Here is a 20,465-nt window from a genome sequence, read left to right on the forward strand (position 1 = left end):
CTTTATTTATTCTCGCGCTCAATTGCCCGATAGCCGATATCCGACCGGTAAAAATAGTCCCTCCAGCCGATGGCCTGCGCCGCCTGATATGCCCTGATCTGAGCATCCGATACGGTCTCGCCCAGCGCGGTCACGCATAGCACCCGTCCACCCTGCGTCACGACCTTGCCGTCTTTAAGGGCGGTTCCGGCATGGAATACTTTTTCCCCTTCAATCTCGCCGGTAGGCAGGCCGGTAATTTCATCGCCGGTGCGATATTCTCCCGGGTAACCCCCAGCCGCCAGCACCACGCCCAGGGCCGGTCGTTTATCCCACAGCGAGCTTTCCCGATCCAGACGGCCTTCGGTGGCGGCCAGGCATAACGCCACCAGGTCGGAGCGCATGCGCAACATGATCGGTTGGGTTTCCGGGTCGCCGAACCGGCAATTGAACTCAATCACCTTCGGTTCTCCCTGCGCATCGATCATTAACCCGGCATACAGAAAGCCGGTATAGACATTGCTTTCGGACGCCATGCCGCGCACGGTCGGCCAAATCACCCGTTCCATTACCCGTTGGTGGATTTCATCAGTCACTACCGGCGCGGGGGAATATGCGCCCATGCCGCCGGTATTCGGTCCGGTATCGGCATCGCCCACCCGTTTGTGATCCTGGCTGGTGGCCATCGGCAAGATATGTTCGCCGTCAACCATCACGATAAAACTGGCTTCCTCGCCTTCCAGGAATTCTTCTATCACAATTCGGTGTCCGGCATCGCCGAAGGCATTGCCGGCCAGCATATCCTGAATAGCCGATTCCGCTTCGGGCAGGGTCATCGCGACAATGACCCCTTTGCCGGCGGCCAGGCCGTCAGCTTTAATAACAATCGGCGCACCTTTACTGCGAACGTAGGCCAGCGCCGGTTCGATTTCGGTGAAATTACCGTATTGCGCGCTGGGGATATGATGGCGGGCCAGGAAGTCCTTGGTGAAAGCCTTTGAGCCTTCAAGCTGCGCCGCCGCTTTGGTCGGCCCGAATACCCGCAGACCGGCCGCGCGAAAAGTATCCACTATGCCCAGAACTAACGGCGCCTCCGGCCCGACAATGGTCAGGCCGATATCATGGCGTTGGGCGAAAGCCAGCAGCGCCGGAATATCGGTGGCATCGATGGCGACGTTTTCCAGCGCCGGTTCCAGGGCGGTGCCGGCATTGCCCGGCGCCACGTAGACTTTATCCGCCTGGGGGGATTGGGCGGCCTTCCAGGCCAGGGCATGTTCACGACCGCCATTACCGATAATCAATATATTCATGGGTAGCTCCTGGGCTTAATGGCGGAAATGGCGCATGTCGGTAAAGATCATGGCGATACCGTGTTCATTGGCCGCGGCGATGACCTCATCGTCGCGAATAGAACCGCCGGGCTGGATCACGCAGCTGATACCGACTGCCGCCGCCGCGTCAATGCCGTCCCGGAACGGGAAAAACGCATCGGAGGCCATGGCCGATCCGCGAACTTCCAAGCCTTCGTCCGCCGCTTTGATGCCGGCGATTTTGGCGGAGTACACCCGGCTCATCTGGCCGGCGCCGATGCCGATGGTCATGTTATCGCGGGCGTAGACAATGGCATTGGATTTAACGAACTTCGCCACTTTCCAGCAAAACAGCGCGTCGCGCAGTTCACTTTCACTCGGCTGGCGCGTGCTGACGATCCGTAAATCCGCCGCACCAACCATGCCCAAATCGCGCTCTTGCACCAGGAGCCCGCCGTTAACCCGTTTGAAATCCAGGCTCGGCACGCGGGCCTGCCAGACGCCGCTGATCAGGACCCGGACGTTTTGCTTGGCGGCCAGGATCGCCAAGGCATCATCGGCAACGGACGGCGCGATAATCACTTCCACGAACTGACGGCTGATAATGGCTTTGGCGGTTGCGGCATCCAGGGGACGGTTGAAGGCGATAATGCCGCCGAACGCCGAAGTAGGGTCGGTTTTATACGCGCGCTCGTAGGCGTCTAGCAGGCCGTTGCCGATGGCCACGCCGCAGGGATTGGCATGTTTGACAATGACGCAGGCGGGCTCGGCGAATTCCTTCACGCACTCCAGCGCGGCATCGGTATCGGCGATATTATTATACGACAGCGCCTTGCCCTGTAATTGCCGAGCGGTGGCCACTGATGCTTCACGCACGTTTTCTTCTATATAGAACGCCGCCAGCTGATGGCTGTTTTCACCGTAGCGCATATCCTGCTTCTTGGTGAAGTTCAGGTTGAGCGTGCGCGGGAAGCGCCCGGAGGGCTCGGTGCCTTCTTCATGATAGGCCGGTACCTGGGTACCGAAATAGTTGGCGATCGTGCTGTCATACGCGGCGGTATGCTCAAACGCTTTAATGGCCAGGTCAAAGCGGGTCGCCAAGGTCAGCGAACCGTCGTGACTATCCATCTCGGCAAGCACCCGCGCGTAGTCGTTGCTGTTTACCACAATAGCCACGTCTTTATGATTCTTGGCCGCGGAGCGCACCATGGTGGGACCGCCGATATCGATGTTTTCCACCGCGTCCTCGCGGGTACAACCCGCGCGCGCCACGGTTTGGGCAAACGGGTACAGATTCACCACTACCATATCAATAGGTTCGATCCCGTGCTGTTGCATGATGGCGTCGTCCTGACCGCGACGACCCAGGATGCCGCCGTGCACCTTGGGATGCAGCGTTTTTACGCGGCCGTCCATCATTTCAGGGAAGCCGGTGTAATCGGAAACTTCAGTCACGGGCAAACCGGCCTCGGCCAATAGCCGCGCGGTGCCGCCGGTAGACAGTAGTTCTATGCCGCGTTGCGCTAAAGACCGAGCGAATTCTACAATACCGGCTTTGTCAGACACACTGAGCAGGGCACGGCGGACAGGACGTGGTTGTTGCATGGCGAATTTATCCCTTGATTGGATAGCTTTAATAAAATCCGGCATGAATTGGCGCTGCTTTCATTAACCTGCCGTCAATTCATGTAAAACCGTAGCGGAGAAAATTTTGCGTGAATTGTAGCGAAAACGATTGCGCGATGCTCGGCAATTTTTGCCTGTCCGCGTTATCTGTGGATAAGTTTGTGCAAAAACAGGTATAAACCCCGGTTTTGCTGTGGAATGCAGCAAACGGTGTTTTTTGCGCAAAATACCTCTTGCGGCTGCGCTCGAAATCCCTATAATGCGCCTCCATCGACCGGGACTGTGAGCAACATCGCAGCGCCAGGAAACGAGTCAGAACGCGGGCCTAAAGGGCTTGACACTGAAAGAGGAAAGCGTAATATACGCCACCTCGCGCCAGACTGATTATAGCGGCGCACTGCTCTTTAACAATTTATCAGACAATCTGTGTGGGCACTCACAAGACGGTATCGAAACACAAAATACCAAGTCTTGAAGAGTGACATACGGTAATTCAAAAGATTAACAGTATGACAATCTTTGAGCATCAAGCTTTTAATTGAAGAGTTTGATCATGGCTCAGATTGAACGCTGGCGGCAGGCCTAACACATGCAAGTCGAGCGGCAGCGGGAAGTAGCTTGCTACTTTGCCGGCGAGCGGCGGACGGGTGAGTAATGTCTGGGGATCTGCCTGATGGTGGGGGATAACTACTGGAAACGGTAGCTAATACCGCATAACGTCGCAAGACCAAAGTGGGGGACCTTCGGGCCTCACGCCATCGGATGAACCCAGATGGGATTAGCTAGTAGGTGAGGTAATGGCTCACCTAGGCGACGATCCCTAGCTGGTCTGAGAGGATGACCAGCCACACTGGAACTGAGACACGGTCCAGACTCCTACGGGAGGCAGCAGTGGGGAATATTGCACAATGGGGGAAACCCTGATGCAGCCATGCCGCGTGTGTGAAGAAGGCCTTCGGGTTGTAAAGCACTTTCAGCGAGGAGGAAGGGGTAGGGGTTAATAGCGCCTATCATTGACGTTACTCGCAGAAGAAGCACCGGCTAACTCCGTGCCAGCAGCCGCGGTAATACGGAGGGTGCGAGCGTTAATCGGAATTACTGGGCGTAAAGCGTACGCAGGCGGTCTGTTAAGTCAGATGTGAAATCCCCGGGCTTAACCCGGGAACTGCATTTGAAACTGGCAGGCTAGAGTCTCGTAGAGGGGGGTAGAATTCCAGGTGTAGCGGTGAAATGCGTAGAGATCTGGAGGAATACCGGTGGCGAAGGCGGCCCCCTGGACGAAGACTGACGCTCAGGTACGAAAGCGTGGGGAGCAAACAGGATTAGATACCCTGGTAGTCCACGCTGTAAACGATGTCGATTTGAAGGTTGTGGCCTTGAGCCGTGGCTTTCGGAGCTAACGCGTTAAATCGACCGCCTGGGGAGTACGGCCGCAAGGTTAAAACTCAAATGAATTGACGGGGGCCCGCACAAGCGGTGGAGCATGTGGTTTAATTCGATGCAACGCGAAGAACCTTACCTACTCTTGACATCCAGAGAAGTTTGCAGAGATGCGAATGTGCCTTCGGGAGCTCTGAGACAGGTGCTGCATGGCTGTCGTCAGCTCGTGTTGTGAAATGTTGGGTTAAGTCCCGCAACGAGCGCAACCCTTATCCTTTGTTGCCAGCACGTAATGGTGGGAACTCAAAGGAGACTGCCGGTGACAAACCGGAGGAAGGTGGGGATGACGTCAAGTCATCATGGCCCTTACGAGTAGGGCTACACACGTGCTACAATGGCGCATACAAAGAGAAGCGACCTCGCGAGAGCCAGCGGACCTCACAAAGTGCGTCGTAGTCCGGATTGGAGTCTGCAACTCGACTCCATGAAGTCGGAATCGCTAGTAATCGTGGATCAGAATGCCACGGTGAATACGTTCCCGGGCCTTGTACACACCGCCCGTCACACCATGGGAGTGGGTTGCAAAAGAAGTAGGTAGCTTAACCTTCGGGAGGGCGCTTACCACTTTGTGATTCATGACTGGGGTGAAGTCGTAACAAGGTAACCGTAGGGGAACCTGCGGTTGGATCACCTCCTTACCGAAAGATACCTCATTGTGACGTGTCCACACAGATTGTCTGATAACTGTATTGAGCAACAGAACGTATGGTTTTGTACGTGAGGCGTCGCCTGACAGTAGGAGAGCAACGCGATGCGTTGTTCGGCTAGAAAAGGGTCGCTGATGTGCACCGTAAGTGTAAGGTGTGGCCTGCAATAGGTGAGCAACGCGATGCGTTGTTCAGCTAGAAAAAGGTCGCTTACTTTCATTAATGAAAGTTTCGCCTTACACGGAAAAGCAACGCGGTGCGTTGCATGCATTTTCCGTGTCCCCTTCGTCTAGTGGCCTAGGACACTGCCCTTTCACGGCGGTAACAGGGGTTCGAACCCCCTAGGGGACGCCAAACCACCTTACGAACTGTCACCCAGACCATTACTCATTGTCTGATCATTTCAGAGCACATTTACGCGTGAAAACGTGCGAGTATGCTGCGAAATACCGCTCTTTAACAATCCGGAACAAGCTGAAAATTTGAAATACCATGCTGAGCAAAATCAGTATGCGAGTCTCTCAAATAAGCAAATCCAAGTTGTTGCCGTGTCGATGGCAACATCTGATACTTTTTCTGTCGCCAAGGTGCGGTTTTTTGACCACGCTGAGGCTAGACGGTGCGAGCGATTACAGGGCAAGGCGCCCGGCACGGAGAAACCGCAGTGGACTGTCTGTCCATGAGGATTTCGAGTACCGGGGCAACGCCGCCATGAAGTCGCGCAGCCCGTCGGACAGAAAAGACAGACATCTTAGGGTTGTGAGGTTAAGTGACTAAGCGTACACGGTGGATGCCTAGGCAGTCAGAGGCGATGAAGGACGTGCTAATCCGCGAAATGCGCCGGTGAGCTGATATGAAGCGCTATCAGCCGGCGATGTCCGAATGGGGAAACCCAGTGCAATTCGTTGCACTATCGTTACGTGAATCCATAGCGTATCGAGGCGAACCGAGGGAACTGAAACATCTCAGTACCTCGAGGAAAAGAAATCAACCGAGATTCCCCCAGTAGCGGCGAGCGAACGGGGAACAGCCCAGAGTCACCATCAGCTTTTGCATCAGGAGAACGGTCTGGAAAGTCCGGCAACACAGGGTGATAGCCCCGTATCCGAAGGTGCAATGGCTGTGAGCTCGATGAGTAGGGCGGGACACGTGATATCCTGTCTGAAGATGGGGGGACCATCCTCCAAGGCTAAATACTCCTGACTGACCGATAGTGAACCAGTACCGTGAGGGAAAGGCGAAAAGAACCCCGGCGAGGGGAGTGAAACAGAACCTGAAACCGTGTACGTACAAGCAGTGGGAGCCTTGATTTATCAGGGTGACTGCGTACCTTTTGTATAATGGGTCAGCGACTTATATTCTGTAGCAAGGTTAACCGTTTAGGGGAGCCGTAGGGAAACCGAGTCTTAACTGGGCGTCAAGTTGCAGGGTATAGACCCGAAACCCGGTGATCTAGCCATGGGCAGGTTGAAGGTTGGGTAACACTAACTGGAGGACCGAACCGACTAATGTTGAAAAATTAGCGGATGACTTGTGGCTGGGGGTGAAAGGCCAATCAAACCGGGAGATAGCTGGTTCTCCCCGAAAGCTATTTAGGTAGCGCCTCGTGAATTCATCTTCGGGGGTAGAGCACTGTTTCGGCTAGGGGTCCACCCCGGATTACCAACCCGATGCAAACTGCGAATACCGAAGAATGTTACCACGGGAGACACACGGCGGGTGCTAACGTCCGTCGTGAAGAGGGAAACAACCCAGACCGCCAGCTAAGGTCCCAAAGTCATGGTTAAGTGGGAAACGATGTGGGAAGGCATAGACAGCCAGGATGTTGGCTTAGAAGCAGCCATCATTTAAAGAAAGCGTAATAGCTCACTGGTCGAGTCGGCCTGCGCGGAAGATGTAACGGGGCTAAACCATGCACCGAAGCTGCGGCAGCGATACCTTCGGGTATTGTTGGGTAGGGGAGCGTTCTGTAAGCCTGCGAAGGTGGCCTGTGAGGGCTGCTGGAGGTATCAGAAGTGCGAATGCTGACATAAGTAACGATAAAGCGGGTGAAAAGCCCGCTCGCCGGAAGACCAAGGGTTCCTGTTCAACGTTAATCGGAGCAGGGTGAGTCGACCCCTAAGGCGAGGCCGAAAGGCGTAGTCGATGGGAAACAGGTTAATATTCCTGTACTGGGTGTGACTGCGAAGGGGGGACGGAGAAAGCTAGGTTCGCCGGGCGACGGTTGTCCCGGTTCAAGCGTGAAGGTGGAAAGAGCAGGTAAATCCGCTCTTTTATTCAACACTGAGGCGTGACGACGAACCACTACGGTGGTGAAGGAATTGATGCTACGCTTCCAGGAAAAGCCTCTAAGCTCCAGGTCACATCGAATCGTACCCCAAACCGACACAGGTGGTCAGGTAGAGAATACCAAGGCGCTTGAGAGAACTCGGGTGAAGGAACTAGGCAAAATGGTGCCGTAACTTCGGGAGAAGGCACGCTGGCATTAGGTGGAGGGACGTGCTCCCCGAGCCGAAGCCAGTCGCAGATACCAGCTGGCTGCAACTGTTTATTAAAAACACAGCACTGTGCAAACACGAAAGTGGACGTATACGGTGTGACGCCTGCCCGGTGCCGGAAGGTTAATTGATGGGGTTAAGCGCAAGCTGAAGCTCTTGATCGAAGCCCCGGTAAACGGCGGCCGTAACTATAACGGTCCTAAGGTAGCGAAATTCCTTGTCGGGTAAGTTCCGACCTGCACGAATGGCGTAATGATGGCCAGGCTGTCTCCACCCGAGACTCAGTGAAATTGAACTCGCTGTGAAGATGCAGTGTACCCGCGGCAAGACGGAAAGACCCCGTGAACCTTTACTATAGCTTGACACTGAACATTGAGCCTTGATGTGTAGGATAGGTGGGAGGCTTTGAAGTGTGGACGCCAGTCTGCATGGAGCCAACCTTGAAATACCACCCTTTAATGTTTGATGTTCTAACTCCGGCCCGTGATCCGGGTCGAGGACAGTGTCTGGTGGGTAGTTTGACTGGGGCGGTCTCCTCCTAAAGAGTAACGGAGGAGCACGAAGGTTAGCTAATCACGGTCGGACATCGTGAGGTTAGTGCAAAGGCATAAGCTAGCTTGACTGTGAGAGTGACGGCTCGAGCAGGTGCGAAAGCAGGTCTTAGTGATCCGGTGGTTCTGAATGGAAGGGCCATCGCTCAACGGATAAAAGGTACTCCGGGGATAACAGGCTGATACCGCCCAAGAGTTCATATCGACGGCGGTGTTTGGCACCTCGATGTCGGCTCATCACATCCTGGGGCTGAAGTAGGTCCCAAGGGTATGGCTGTTCGCCATTTAAAGTGGTACGCGAGCTGGGTTTAGAACGTCGTGAGACAGTTCGGTCCCTATCTGCCGTGGGCGTTGGAAGATTGAGAGGGGCTGCTCCTAGTACGAGAGGACCGGAGTGGACGCACCACTGGTGTTCGGGTTGTCATGCCAATGGCATTGCCCGGTAGCTACGTGCGGAAAAGATAACCGCTGAAAGCATCTAAGCGGGAAACTTGCCTCGAGATGAGTCTTCCCTGTGGCTTTAAGTCACCTGAAGGGACGTTAAAGACGATGACGTTGATAGGTCGGGTGTGTAAGCGCAGCGATGCGTTGAGCTAACCGATACTAATGACCCGTGAGGCTTAACCTTACAACACCTAAGATGTTTAAGAGACGAAAGAATTTTCAGCTTGTAACGGAAGATATAACCAGCAGCCGGTCGAAACACGGACGGGCTGTCAACAACGCGGAGCGTTGGCCTTGCACAGGGGAAATGACAAAATTGCCGGGAGCAATTTTGTACAGCGCACAGCGCTGGCCCGCAGGGCGAGTCTCAGGATGAGACGAGAAATTTGCCTGGCGGCACTAGCGCGGTGGTCCCACCTGACCCCATGCCGAACTCAGTAGTGAAACGCCGTAGCGCCGATGGTAGTGTGGGGTCTCCCCATGCGAGAGTAGGGAACTGCCAGGCATCCATTTAGACCCAGTGTCCTAAAAGACGCTGGTTAACATCTAAAACGGTAGTGATATGCGTTGACCCCGCAATATCGGGTTTTAGATGTAGTACCGAATCGGTGGTGCGGTAGTTCAGTCGGTTAGAATACCGGCCTGTCACGCCGGGGGTCGCGGGTTCGAGTCCCGTCCGCACCGCCACCCTATTTAGGGGCGTAGTTCAATTGGTAGAGCACCGGTCTCCAAAACCGGGTGTTGGGAGTTCGAGTCTCTCCGCCCCTGCCAGATAAAAAAAAGCCCTTCGCTAACGCGAGGGGCTTTTTTTTGCCTTCTTGACTGTAACCGTACAGCACTCAGGCATTGATCGAACGTTGAAAATAACGACTGGCGGCAAGATGGCTAAATTAATGATAGAACTTTCATTCATGAAATTCATATTAAATAGCTCATCGGCTTTAATCAAATAGTAATAAGCCAGTTTCGCGTAAATATAGCCCATGAATGCAGAAAAAAATAATATCCACTCATTCTGGCAGCATATGGAACATATTCTCGGCGGTACTGTTCTGGGAAAACTTCTCACGACCTGAGAACGAGGGCCGCGGGGTTTACAGGGATTTTGATAGGTAAATGAGACCGGCATGCTGGCCGGTTGGCTATGGTTCTCCGCGTACGCTGCCACCGCCGGCTTAAGCGAAGGATTTGCCGTGGTTTTGTCGAGTTTATCTTAGCAGCGCCGATAAGCATGGCCCTCAGGGATCGGTCTTTAAGCTGTGGGCGCGCATAAGTGCCCATGGATAAAAGCAATATTGTCCATGTAAAAAAATCATTTTGACTATGGTAATTTTTATGCTTTGATATCCAGTTGTTATTCCCCGCCCTAACTTACCACCCAAGGTGCGAGAACACGCGTTATTCGCAGCCTCAAATCAATAGCAGTTTTGTACATGCCAGTTTCCTCATTGGTTATGATAATAATTAATTTCATAGTAGGTAATTGCTTATTATTAAAGCATTTATTTTCCTTTCTCAATAAGGCCCGAACAAAAAATATATCCATAACTTGCGGATTTAAATAAAGAATACTGTGACCGGTGCAGCCCTTATTTATCAAAAATGTGATGTAACCCGATATAAAAATACGTTTTTTTGTTTAGTTTTATTATTGCTAGCTATTCTATTGGTATCAGCACCCTTTATGATGATAAGAGGATAATGACTATGTGGAAGCGTTTACTTTTAGTGTCCGCCATTTCTGTTGCCATGTCTTCAGTGGCTTTTGCCGAGTCGCTAACCGTCGGTTTTTCTCAGGTTGGTTCTGAGTCCGGCTGGCGTGCGGCAGAAACCTCGGTGGCAAAAAGTGAAGCACAGAAACGCGGAATTACCCTGAAAATCGCCGACGGACAACAAAAACAGGAAAATCAGATTAAAGCGGTTCGTTCATTCATTGCCCAAGGTGTTGATGCTATTTTTATCGCGCCGGTGGTGCAAACAGGCTGGGAGCCGGTGCTGCAGGAAGCTAAAAGCGCCAAGATTCCGGTATTCCTGCTCGATCGCGCCATTAAAGTAAAAGATGACTCTCTTTATGTGGCGGTAGTCACGGCCGACAATGTCTACGAAGGCCAGCTGATAGGCGACTGGCTGGTTAAAACCGTGGGTAGCAAACCTTGTAACGTGGTGGAATTGCAGGGCACCGTGGGAGCCAGCGTGGCCATCGATCGCAAGAAAGGCTTTGCCGACGCGATTGCCAAAGCGCCCGGTATAAAAATCATTCGTTCCCAATCAGGCGACTTTACCCGCAGTAAAGGTAAAGAAGTTATGGAAAGCTTTATCAAAGCTGAAAACAACGGCAAGAATATCTGCATGGTATATGCGCATAACGACGATATGGTTATCGGCGCCATTCAAGCAATTAAAGAAGCAGGCTTGAAACCCGGTAAAGATATTCTGACGGGTTCTATCGACGGCGTGCCGGATATCTATAAAGCGATGCTGGCCGGCGAAGCCAATGCGAATGTTGAATTAACGCCAAATATGGCCGGGCCGGCGTTTGATGCGCTGGAAAAATACAAGAAAGACGGCACCCTGCCCCCCAAAATCATTAAAACCCAAAGTAAATTATATTTACCCGCTGATGCACAGGCCCAGTTGGACTTGAAAAAAGGTATGGGCTACTAATAACCGAGATGTTGTATCGCGATAAAAGCGATCAAACATTACGTCGTACTTGCTATCCCTTAGGGTTGAGCCGCGGAAGCGGGGCTCAACCTTCAGGGGATACCCATGCTGAATTGCGTGAATACCTCCCGGCGCATTTGTACCTGACGAAGACGTTTCTGCTGCACTTGGCCCTTGGCGCCATCTTCGGCACTGATAGTCGCTGGCCCGATCCTTAACGACATTGTTAAGACTGTTTTTTCGGCTGTGTTTTAGGAGCGATAACCGTGAGTACTAACGATAGTCATGATGATGTATTACTCGAAATCAGCGGTCTGAGCAAAACCTTCCCCGGCGTGAAGGCCCTGGACAATGTGTCGTTAACCCTCAAGCGCGGCGAAATCATGGCGCTGCTCGGGGAGAACGGGGCGGGGAAATCCACCCTGATTAAAGCGTTAACCGGGGTATATCAGCGCGATAGCGGCTCCGTCGTACTCGACGGTCAGGATATCCACCCCAAGAATACCGCCCATGCGCAGTCACTTGGCATCGGTACCGTATATCAGGAAGTCAACCTGCTGCCTAACCTCTCGGTGGCGGATAATTTATTTATCGGCCGTGAACCGCGGCGGTTTGGTTTTATTGATCGCCGGGAAATTAACCGCCGTGCGGAAACGCTGCTCGCCGGGTATGGTTTTTCGCTGGATGTCACCGAGCCTCTGGGACATTTTTCGGTGGCGATGCAGCAAATCGTGGCGATTTGCCGCGCGGTGGATCTTTCCGCCAAAGTGCTCATCCTGGATGAGCCTACCGCCAGCCTTGACGCTAACGAAGTCGAAATGCTGTTTACCATTATGCGGCAGTTGCGCGACCGGGGGATCAGCCTGATTTTTGTCACGCACTTTCTCGATCAAGTGTACAAAATCACCGATCGTATTACGGTGCTGCGCAATGGCGAATTTGTCGGCACGCGCAATACCCGCGAACTTCCCCATATTGAATTGATTAAGATGATGCTGGGCCGCGAACTGGGCGAAAACGCCCTGCAGCGGGCCGGACGAACTCTGCACAGCGATAAACCCATCGTGGCCTTTGAAGGATACGGCAAAAAAAATACCATCGCCCCTTTCGACCTGGAAGTCAGGCCGGGGGAAATCGTTGGCCTGGCCGGACTGCTGGGATCGGGCCGGACCGAAACCGCGGAAGTCATCTTCGGTATACGCGCGGCGGATTCCGGCACCGCCTGGATCAAAGGCAAAAAACAGGCCATACGCTCGCCGAATAAGGCGTCCCGGCTGGGATTGGGCTTTTGCCCGGAAGATCGTAAAACCGACGGCATTATCGCCGCCGCATCGGTGCGGGAGAATATTATCCTGGCCCTGCAGGTGCAGCGCGGATGGCTTCGCCCCATCTCCCGCAAGGAGCAAAATAATATCGCCGAGCGGTTTATCCGGCAGTTGGATATCCGTACGCCCAGCGCCGATCAGCCGATCGAATTCCTGTCCGGCGGCAACCAGCAAAAGGTCCTACTCTCGCGCTGGCTGCTGACCAAACCGCAATTCCTGATCCTGGATGAGCCCACGCGCGGCATTGACGTCGGCGCCCACGCCGAGATCATCCGTTTAATCGAAACCTTGTGTGCCGACGGACTCGCCCTGCTGGTCATTTCATCCGAGCTGGAAGAACTGGTGGGCTATGCCGACCGGGTGGTTATTTTGCGCGACCGGAAACATATCGCGGCCATACCGCTCGATAAATTATCGGTGAGCGCGATTATGAACGCCATTGCCGCCTAAGGAGCGTGAAAGTTATGTCTGGTTCAACGTCACCCGAAACTAAAGTTGTTGTCGCCAGGCGGTGGCCGGTCGGCATGCCGCAGTTGGCCGCCCTGGTGGTAGTGTTAGTGGTTGACAGTATCGTCGCCAATAATTTTTTTTCCATCCATATTCAGGACGGGAGGCTGTTCGGCAGCGTTATCGATATTCTAAATCGCTGTGCCCCGGTGGCGCTGCTGTCGATCGGCATGACCCTGGTTATCGCCACCGGCGGCATCGATTTGTCGGTGGGGGCGGTGATGGCGATTGCCGGCGCGGTTACCGCCACGTTGACCGTGCAGGGGTATAGCCTGCCGGTTATTATCCTGGCGACGCTGGGCGTGGGGGTGCTCTCCGGCCTGTGGAACGGGGTGTTGGTGGCGCTGCTGAAAATACAGCCCTTCGTGGCGACGCTGATCTTGATGGTCGCCGGCCGGGGCGTGGCGCAGCTGGTCACCGAGGGCCAGATTATCACCTTCAATAATCCGTCCCTGTCCTGGTTCGGCAGCGGTTCGCTGCTGTTTTTCCCGGTACCGGTCTTTATCACCTTGATTACGCTGGCCCTGGCCTGGCTGCTGACGCGGAAAACCGCCTTGGGGCTGTTTATCGAAGCGGTGGGGATCAATATCCGCGCGGCAAAGAATGCCGGGGTCAAAACGCGGATTATCGTGATGTCCACCTACGTCCTGAGCGGGCTCTGCGCCGCTATCGCCGGCCTGATCGTGACCGCGGATATCCGCGGCGCGGATGCCAATAACGCGGGTTTGTGGCTGGAACTGGATGCCATTCTGGCGGTGGTGATCGGCGGCGCCTCGCTGATGGGCGGGCGCTTTAATCTTTTACTTTCGATATTGGGCGCGTTGATTATACAGGGGATGAATACCGGTATTTTACTGTCGGGGTTCCAGCCTGAACTGAATCAGGTGGTCAAAGCCGTGGTCGTGCTCTGCGTGCTGGTAATGCAGTCGCCCAAGTTTATCGCTTATATCCGCAGGAGCCGCCGCCATGCTTAAACGTAATCTTCCTTTGGTTATCACGATCGCGGTATTTGTAGTTGGCTATCTTTTCTGCCTGAGCCAGTTTCCCGGCTTCGCGTCGTCGCGGGTTATTTGTAATATCCTCACGGACAACGCTTTTCTCGGCATTATCGCGGTGGGTATGACGTTTGTGATTATTTCCGGCGGTATCGACCTGTCCGTGGGATCGGTCATTGCGTTCACCGGCGTTTTCCTGGCGCGGGTCATCGGCGATTATCACCTGTCGCCGTTGCTGGCCTTCCCCCTGGTACTAATCATGGGCTGCGGTTTCGGCGCGTTTATGGGCTGGCTGATCGATACCCTGAAAATCCCGGCGTTTATTATTACCCTCGCGGGCATGTTTTTTTTGCGCGGTGCCAGTTATCTGGTCTCGGAAGAATCGTTGCCGATCGACCATCCGATCTACGAAACGCTGTCCGGGCTGGCCTGGCAAATTCCCGGCGGAGGGCGCCTGAGCGCCATGGCGGTATTAATGCTGCTGGTGATGGTGTTCGGCATCCTGCTGGCCCGTTATACGCAGTTCGGCAGCCAGGTCTATGCCATTGGCGGTAACGCCACGGCCGCCAATCTGATGGGGGTTTCCACCCGCAGCACCACTATCCGTATTTATATGCTTTCCACCGGCCTCGCCACGCTGGCGGGCATTGTCTTTTCCATCTACACCTCGGCGGGATATGCGCTGGCGGGCATGGGCGTGGAACTGGATGCCATTGCCTCGGTGGTGATCGGCGGCACGCTGCTGAGCGGCGGTATCGGAACGGTATTCGGCACCTTGTTCGGCGTCATGATCCAGGGGCTGATCCAGACCTATATCAACTTTGACGGCACCCTGAGCTCCTGGTGGACCAAGATTGTAATAGGCATCTTGCTGTTTGCGTTTATCACCTTGCAGCGGCTGCTGAACTCGCTGTGGGAGAACAAGCAGAATGCGAAGGTCACGTCCATCCCCATCGCGCGTAATTCCGCGCTCGATACGCCGCGCGGCAACTCGACCGTGCCGCCGGCATAACGGGCCGGCCCCGGGCCTATAACCGGCTTTCAGGGCATCCGGGGCCATTGCCTCTTGTCCCCGCCCATGTGGATAACGGCATGGCGCGCCCTGGGCGGTTACATGACCGGGGTTTTCAGCAATTGGCGAATGAGGGTGCGTTGATCGCTATTTTGTAACCAAACGGCATATAAAGGCCGTACCAGGGGCGGCATATCCGCCACGATGTTCAAGTCGGGATAGAGTTCGGCCCAATGGCTGGGTAAAAACACGCATGCCCCGGTGGCCGGCAGCAGGCTGCGGGCCAGCAGGGCGGAAGTGGTGCTCATGACCGGCAGCGGATGGGCTACCAGCAGGCGGCTTTCGTGGGTATGGAAATCCGCTCCCCACTCCAGCCGGATATAGGGCCGTTCGCCTTCTTCAGGTTCGGCCGAGGCGGTGAACAGGGATAATGAAAAATTACCCAGGAGCTGGCAGGATAATTCTTCCATTTTTGGCGCTTCGGTGGTAATCAGCAAATCTAATTGCCGCTCATGCAGTTGATTTATCAGCGCGTGGCGCAACGCGATACGGGCCTCCAACTGTAAAGCGGGGCGCTGTTGATATAATAATTGTAACCATTGTCCAAGCCACGTTTCCCAAAGTGACGCGGTGGCGCCAATGGATAACAGGTTATGCTGCAGCGAACTCGTCACGTCTTTTTTGGCCAGTTGCCAGGTGGACATCAGATTTTCCGCATAGGGCAACAGCCGCTCTCCCGCTGGCGTCAGCCGGATATTATTACGGTGCCGGGTAAACAAACTGACCCCTAACTGCGTTTCCAATTGGCGTATGCGAAAGCTTATCGCCGACTGCGTCAGATAGAGCGCTTCCGCCGCGCGGCCAAAGTGTCGCGTCCTGCTAACTTCCAAAAAGGTTTTCAGTAATTCCGTGTCCATGGCTATCTCCAAAATTTTTTTATCGTTATGATTTAAATGTTTTGTTTTACAGAAAGTCAAGCCTATCTAATACTCCGCGCCATAAACAGTACGGCTTGTGAAAGGATGGGGAGCGCTTAAGATGGCGGACAGCTTTTCTACTACCAATCGTTATTTCGATAACAAGAATTACCCGCGCGGGTTTTCCCGACACGGACACTTCACTATTCGGGAAGCTCAACTGCTGGAACGTTGCGGCCATGCCTACAACGATCTGGACAGCGGCAAGCGTGAACCGGTAACCGAGGAAGAACAACAATTCGTGGCGGTATGCCACGGGCAGCGCGAACCTTCCACGGAACATGAGAAAGTCTGGTTTAAGTATATCGAACATATTCGCCGGCCCAAGCGGTTTCATACCCTGTCGGGCGGGAAACCGCAGATGGATGTGGTGGAAGACTATACCGACAGCGAAGATTAATTCCGGCATGGGGCGCTGGCCCCATGTTATTCCATTTGCAGCCAAAGTTGTTGCAGCAAACGATCGATACTGCGATAACTTACGGCCTCCGCCAGATGACCGCGTTGTATCTGAGTTACCCCCGCCAAATCCGCCAGCGTACGCGCCACTTTCAGCGTCCGATGCCAGGCCCGCACCGACAGTCCCAGTTTTTCCATCACCGTTTCCAGGAACACCGCATCCTCTTCGCTGAGGCGGCAATGTAAAGCCACGTCCTGATTATTCAGATGCGCGTTGATTTTTTGGCAGCGCCGCAGCTGAATGAGCCGCGCCTCCTGCACCCTGGCCCTGACCGTTGCGCTGGTTTCACCCGAACGGCACTGTTGGCGCAGCATGCCCGGCGGCAACAGCGGCACTTCGATGGACATATCGAAGCGATCGAGGAAGGGCCCGGACAACCGGTTGAGGTAGCGTAAGGTTTGCTGGGGCCCGCTGCGGCTATGCACGCCCTTATGATCCCCCGAGGGGCTGGGGTTCATCGCCCCGACCAGTTGGAAGCGCGCCGGAAGCAGTACCTTGGCCTGCGCGCGGGAAATAGTGATTTCCCCGGCTTCCAGCGGCTCGCGCAACGCATCGAGCACCCGCCGTTGAAATTCCGGCAGTTCGTCAAGAAACAACACCCCGTTGTGGGCCAGCGAAATTTCCCCCGGGCGGGGCAGGGAACCGCCGCCGACCAGCGCCGCCATCGAGGCGCTGTGGTGAGGCGCGCGAAACGGCCTTTGGCGCCACTGAACGAGTGCGGCGGCAGGATTCGTCAGGCTGGTAAGCGAAGCGGTCTCTATGGCCTCTATATCGCTTAAGGGAGGCATTAATCCGGGCAGCCGGCTGGCCAACATGGTTTTACCGGTGCCGGGCGGGCCGATAAGCAGCAAATTATGGCCGCCGGCGGCGGCAATCTCCAGCGCGCGTTTGGCCTGCTGCTGGCCGGTAATATCGTTCAGGTCGGTGCCGCCATATTCCACGGGCGCAGCGTCGGCGGCGGGAACGGACGCCAGTTCGCCCTGGTTTTGCAAAAACCGGCACACCTCCTGCAAATGGGCAGCGACCAGCACGCCGCTGTTGGGCACCAGCCCGACTTCGCTGCGGTTATGGTGCGATAGTATCAACTGGCGCCGCGCCGACGCCGACGCCAGGGCGGCGGGAATGGCGCCCTGCACCGGCCGCAGCTCCCCGGACAGCGCCAGCTCCCCCAGGAACTCATGATCGGCCATTTTTTGCGCCGGCAACTGCTCCGACGCGGCCAGAATGGCCAGGGCGATAGGTAAATCATAGCGGCCGCCCTCTTTAGGCAAGTCGGCCGGCGCCAGGCTCACGGTAATGCGCCGCGCCGGAAAGTCGAAACCGTTGTTGAGCAGCGCGCTGCGCACCCGGTCGCGCGCGCCCTTTACCGTTGCGTCGGGCAGTCCCACCAGGGTAAAGCCGGGCAACCCTTTACTGATATGGGCTTCCACCGAGATCAACGGCGCCTGGATGCCGATTGACGCACGGGTATAAATCAACGCTAGCGACATGGGCGCTCCTTGCATGATGTCAACCTGGCCTCTTATCATGCCCGGCCCGGGCGATAAGCGTTATGGCAATGGCGCGGAATGCGGAGCGCATCCGAAAAAAATCACCCCTGTTGCCCTTTTTGCCGGTGCGGATGCGACCCGCTTCATACGGTTATGCGCTGGCGGTAACCCGCGGCTGCGGGGTAAGCAGAGCGGGAGAATGAAAAAAATTCATGAAAAGACAACTTATTGAAAGCTAGCGCAATTACGCTATTTTTTACCCCAGCCTCCAGACGTGAAATTTAAAAAAAGGTTGTCAGTATCCCGAAAACTGTGATAACTCTGTAGGTATTCATTCGACCAGAAGTAATGAAACCTCTTATATGAAAGCCTTTGTCCAAGTGATTAGCCTAGTCGTGATTAGCGTGGTGGTGATTATAATCCCACCGTGCGGGGCTGCACTTGGACGAAGAAAAGCTTACTAAACAAGCTTAAATCTCAAGAAGACCCCCGCACCGAAAGGACGGGGGTTTTTTTTTGGCTGATTTTCATGACGACAAAAATGCGAAATGAATAAGGAATATAAAATGGAAAATAGCATAAAATCCTGTTCTCACCGCAGACCGGCGGGGAACTGACTATGAATGGTGCTCAGTGGGTAGTACAAGCGTTGCGCGCACAGGGTGTGGATATGGTTTTCGGTTATCCCGGCGGGGCAATAATGCCGGTATACGACGCGCTCTATGACGGCGGGGTGGAGCATCTACTTTGCCGCCACGAGCAAGGCGCGGCCATGGCGGCGATTGGCTACGCACGAGCCACCGGTAAAGTGGGCGTATGTATCGCCACTTCCGGCCCGGGGGCGACCAATTTAATCACCGGCCTGGCGGATGCCCTGCTGGATTCCGTTCCCCTGGTAGCCATTACCGGCCAGGTGGGATCGTCGCTGATCGGTACCGATGCCTTTCAGGAAATCGACGTATTGGGTTTGTCCCTGGCCTGCACCAAACACAGCTTCCTGGTAGAGACCCTGGCCGAACTGCCGGCCATCATGACCGAAGCCTTCGCTATCGCCAGCAGCGGCCGCCCGGGCCCGGTATTGATCGATATCCCCAAGGATATCCAGCTTGCCACCGGCGATCTGGACCCGCACTTGGTCAGTGTTGACGATCAGGCGGGGGTTATCCAGGGCGATTTGGCCGCGGCCCGGGACCTGCTGCGCCAGGCGCGCAAGCCTATGTTATACGTCGGCGGCGGGGTTGGCATGGCGCGCGCCGTGCCGGCGCTGCGGGAGTTTATCGCCCGCACCGGCATGCCGAGCGTGGCGACCCTTAAAGGCCTGGGCGCGCCGGATCGCGATGACGCGTGTTATCTGGGCATGCTGGGGATGCACGGCAATAAGGCCGCCAACCTGGCGGTGCAATCCTGCGACCTGCTGATGGCGGTCGGCGCCCGCTTTGACGATCGGGTTACCGGCAAACTCAACGCCTTTGCCCCTCATGCCAAGGTGATCCATTTGGATATCGACCCGGCGGAATTGGGCAAATTGCGCCAGCCGCACGTGGCGCTGCAGGGAGATTTGAACCGGTTGTTCCCGGCCCTGGCGCAGGCATTATCCATTGACGACTGGCGTACCGAGACCCGGGCGCTGAAGGCGGAATATCAATGGCGTTACGATCATCCGGGGGAGGCGATTTACGCCCCGGCATTACTGAGGTCGCTTTCGCAGCGCGCGCCGGCGGAAACGGTGTTCACCACCGATGTCGGCCAGCACCAGATGTGGGCCGCCCAGCATATGAGTTTCAGCCGCCCGGAAAATTTCATCACTTCCAGCGGCCTGGGCACCATGGGATTCGGCGTGCCGGCGGCGGTGGGCGCGCAGGTAGCCCGGCCCCAGGACACCGTGGTTTGCGTCTCCGGCGACGGTTCGTTTATGATGAACGTCCAGGAGTTGACCACCATCAAACGAAAACGGTTGCCGTTGAAAATCGTCTTAATCGATAATCAGCGATTAGGCATGGTTCGACAGTGGCAGCAATTGTTTTTCGACGGACGCTACAGCGAAACCACTCTTACCGATAACCCCGATTTCCTTATCCTGGCCAGCGCATTTGATATCCCCGGCCAACGAATTACCCGTAAAGACCAGATTGATGCCGCGCTTGAGGCGATGTTCACCCATCAGGGACCCTACCTGCTGCATGTCTCCATCGACGAACACGAAAACGTCTGGCCCCTGGTGCCACCCGGCGCCGGCAATGAAACCATGCTGGAGAAATTATCATGATACAACATCAGCTTTCCATCGAGGCGCGTTCCCGCCCGGAAATCCTGGAGCGCGTTTTGCGGGTGGTTCGCCACCGCGGATTTCGCGTTTGCGCATTAAATATGGCGCCACAAACCAATCCGGAATGTATAAATATTCAATTGACCGTTGCAAGCCTGCGTCCGGTCGATTTACTGTCTTCACAACTAAGTAAACTTATGGATGTCGCCTGTGTCGAGATCCAGCAACTGACATCACAACAAATACGCGCCTAAGGCACGAGTAAGGAAAAGAA

General features: G+C 55.1%; 13 protein-coding genes, 3 tRNA genes and 3 rRNA genes. 15 read left to right on the forward strand and 4 right to left on the reverse strand.

Annotation, left to right across the window (positions count from 1 at the left end; all coding sequences use genetic code 11):
* Positions 1-2 precede the first annotated feature (2 nt).
* Together purD and purH are read right to left on the reverse strand one after the other, a co-directional pair.
* Complete coding sequence (purD, locus tag ACL2XP_RS00190) at positions 3-1,289, reverse strand: phosphoribosylamine--glycine ligase (protein ID WP_413736619.1); 1,287 nt, start codon at positions 1,287-1,289, stop codon at positions 3-5.
* A 15-nt stretch (positions 1,290-1,304) separates the two neighbouring features.
* The gene (gene purH / locus ACL2XP_RS00195; RefSeq protein WP_413736620.1) at positions 1,305-2,894 is read right to left on the reverse strand and encodes a bifunctional phosphoribosylaminoimidazolecarboxamide formyltransferase/IMP cyclohydrolase; all 1,590 of its coding nucleotides are present in this window, start codon (positions 2,892-2,894) and stop codon (positions 1,305-1,307) included.
* Positions 2,895-3,450: 556 nt separating this feature from the next.
* Between purH and ACL2XP_RS00200 the strand changes: the two genes are divergently transcribed.
* From ACL2XP_RS00200 to yjfF, 10 genes are all read left to right on the forward strand, one after another.
* Positions 3,451-4,993, forward strand: a 16S ribosomal RNA gene (locus ACL2XP_RS00200).
* Positions 4,994-5,280: 287 nt separating this feature from the next.
* A tRNA-Glu gene (locus ACL2XP_RS00205) sits at positions 5,281-5,356 on the forward strand.
* Between the two features lie 409 nt (positions 5,357-5,765).
* Positions 5,766-8,679 (forward strand): 23S ribosomal RNA (locus ACL2XP_RS00210).
* A gap of 205 nt (positions 8,680-8,884) precedes the next feature.
* Positions 8,885-9,000, forward strand: a 5S ribosomal RNA gene (rrf, locus tag ACL2XP_RS00215).
* The 16S, 23S and 5S rRNA genes sit together here with 3 tRNA genes alongside, the layout of an rRNA operon.
* Before the next feature lie 105 nt (positions 9,001-9,105).
* Positions 9,106-9,182, forward strand: a tRNA-Asp gene (locus ACL2XP_RS00220).
* A gap of 8 nt (positions 9,183-9,190) precedes the next feature.
* A tRNA-Trp gene (locus tag ACL2XP_RS00225) sits at positions 9,191-9,266 on the forward strand.
* Between the two features lie 936 nt (positions 9,267-10,202).
* Entirely contained in the window at positions 10,203-11,159 is a 957-nt protein-coding gene (gene ytfQ, locus ACL2XP_RS00230; RefSeq protein ID WP_413736621.1) for a galactofuranose ABC transporter, galactofuranose-binding protein YtfQ, read from the forward strand.
* Between the two features lie 305 nt (positions 11,160-11,464).
* Positions 11,465-12,934 carry a galactofuranose ABC transporter, ATP-binding protein YtfR gene (ytfR, locus tag ACL2XP_RS00235; protein WP_413739035.1) on the forward strand — a complete coding sequence of 490 codons (1,470 nt, stop codon included), beginning with the start codon at positions 11,465-11,467 and terminating at the stop codon, positions 12,932-12,934.
* Between the two features lie 14 nt (positions 12,935-12,948).
* Positions 12,949-13,965, forward strand: coding sequence for a galactofuranose ABC transporter, ATP-binding protein YtfT (gene ytfT, locus ACL2XP_RS00240; RefSeq protein WP_413736622.1), 1,017 nt, complete (start codon positions 12,949-12,951; stop codon positions 13,963-13,965).
* On the forward strand, positions 13,958-14,998 hold the full coding sequence (gene yjfF, locus ACL2XP_RS00245; protein WP_413736623.1) for a galactofuranose ABC transporter, permease protein YjfF: 1,041 nt from the start codon (positions 13,958-13,960) through the stop codon (positions 14,996-14,998). Before ytfT ends, yjfF begins: the two co-directional genes overlap by 8 nt.
* Positions 14,999-15,096: 98 nt before the next feature.
* On the opposite strand, the gene hdfR is transcribed toward yjfF, so the two are convergent.
* The gene (hdfR, locus tag ACL2XP_RS00250; protein WP_413736624.1) at positions 15,097-15,915 is read right to left on the reverse strand and encodes an HTH-type transcriptional regulator HdfR; all 819 of its coding nucleotides are present in this window, start codon (positions 15,913-15,915) and stop codon (positions 15,097-15,099) included.
* Between the two features lie 121 nt (positions 15,916-16,036).
* On the opposite strand from hdfR, the gene ACL2XP_RS00255 reads away from it, so the two are divergent.
* Positions 16,037-16,375 (forward strand): DUF413 domain-containing protein, encoded by a 339-nt coding sequence (locus ACL2XP_RS00255; protein ID WP_413736625.1) that lies wholly within the window; start codon positions 16,037-16,039, stop codon positions 16,373-16,375.
* 26 nt (positions 16,376-16,401) lie between these two features.
* Here ACL2XP_RS00255 and ACL2XP_RS00260 read toward each other — a convergent pair whose 3' ends face one another.
* The gene (locus ACL2XP_RS00260; protein ID WP_413736626.1) at positions 16,402-17,925 is read right to left on the reverse strand and encodes a YifB family Mg chelatase-like AAA ATPase; all 1,524 of its coding nucleotides are present in this window, start codon (positions 17,923-17,925) and stop codon (positions 16,402-16,404) included.
* 13 nt (positions 17,926-17,938) lie between these two features.
* On the opposite strand from ACL2XP_RS00260, the gene ACL2XP_RS00265 reads away from it, so the two are divergent.
* The 4 genes from ACL2XP_RS00265 to ilvM all read left to right on the forward strand — a co-directional run bounded on the left by ACL2XP_RS00265 (position 17,939) and on the right by ilvM (position 20,445).
* Complete coding sequence (locus tag ACL2XP_RS00265; RefSeq protein ID WP_413736627.1) at positions 17,939-18,157, forward strand: hypothetical protein; 219 nt, start codon at positions 17,939-17,941, stop codon at positions 18,155-18,157.
* Between the two features lie 130 nt (positions 18,158-18,287).
* A complete protein-coding gene (gene ilvL, locus ACL2XP_RS00270) occupies positions 18,288-18,389 on the forward strand; it encodes an ilv operon leader peptide (RefSeq protein ID WP_162367070.1) in 102 nt (33 codons plus the stop codon).
* Positions 18,390-18,544: 155 nt separating this feature from the next.
* Positions 18,545-20,191 (forward strand): acetolactate synthase 2 catalytic subunit, encoded by a 1,647-nt coding sequence (gene ilvG, locus ACL2XP_RS00275; protein ID WP_413736628.1) that lies wholly within the window; start codon positions 18,545-18,547, stop codon positions 20,189-20,191.
* Positions 20,188-20,445, forward strand: coding sequence for an acetolactate synthase 2 small subunit (gene ilvM, locus ACL2XP_RS00280; protein ID WP_413736629.1), 258 nt, complete (start codon positions 20,188-20,190; stop codon positions 20,443-20,445). Before ilvG ends, ilvM begins: the two co-directional genes overlap by 4 nt.
* The last annotated feature ends 20 nt before the right edge of the window (positions 20,446-20,465 follow it).

The sequence above is a fragment of the Sodalis sp. RH21 genome, assembly GCF_047324175.1.
Lineage (GTDB): Bacteria > Pseudomonadota > Gammaproteobacteria > Enterobacterales > Enterobacteriaceae > Acerihabitans.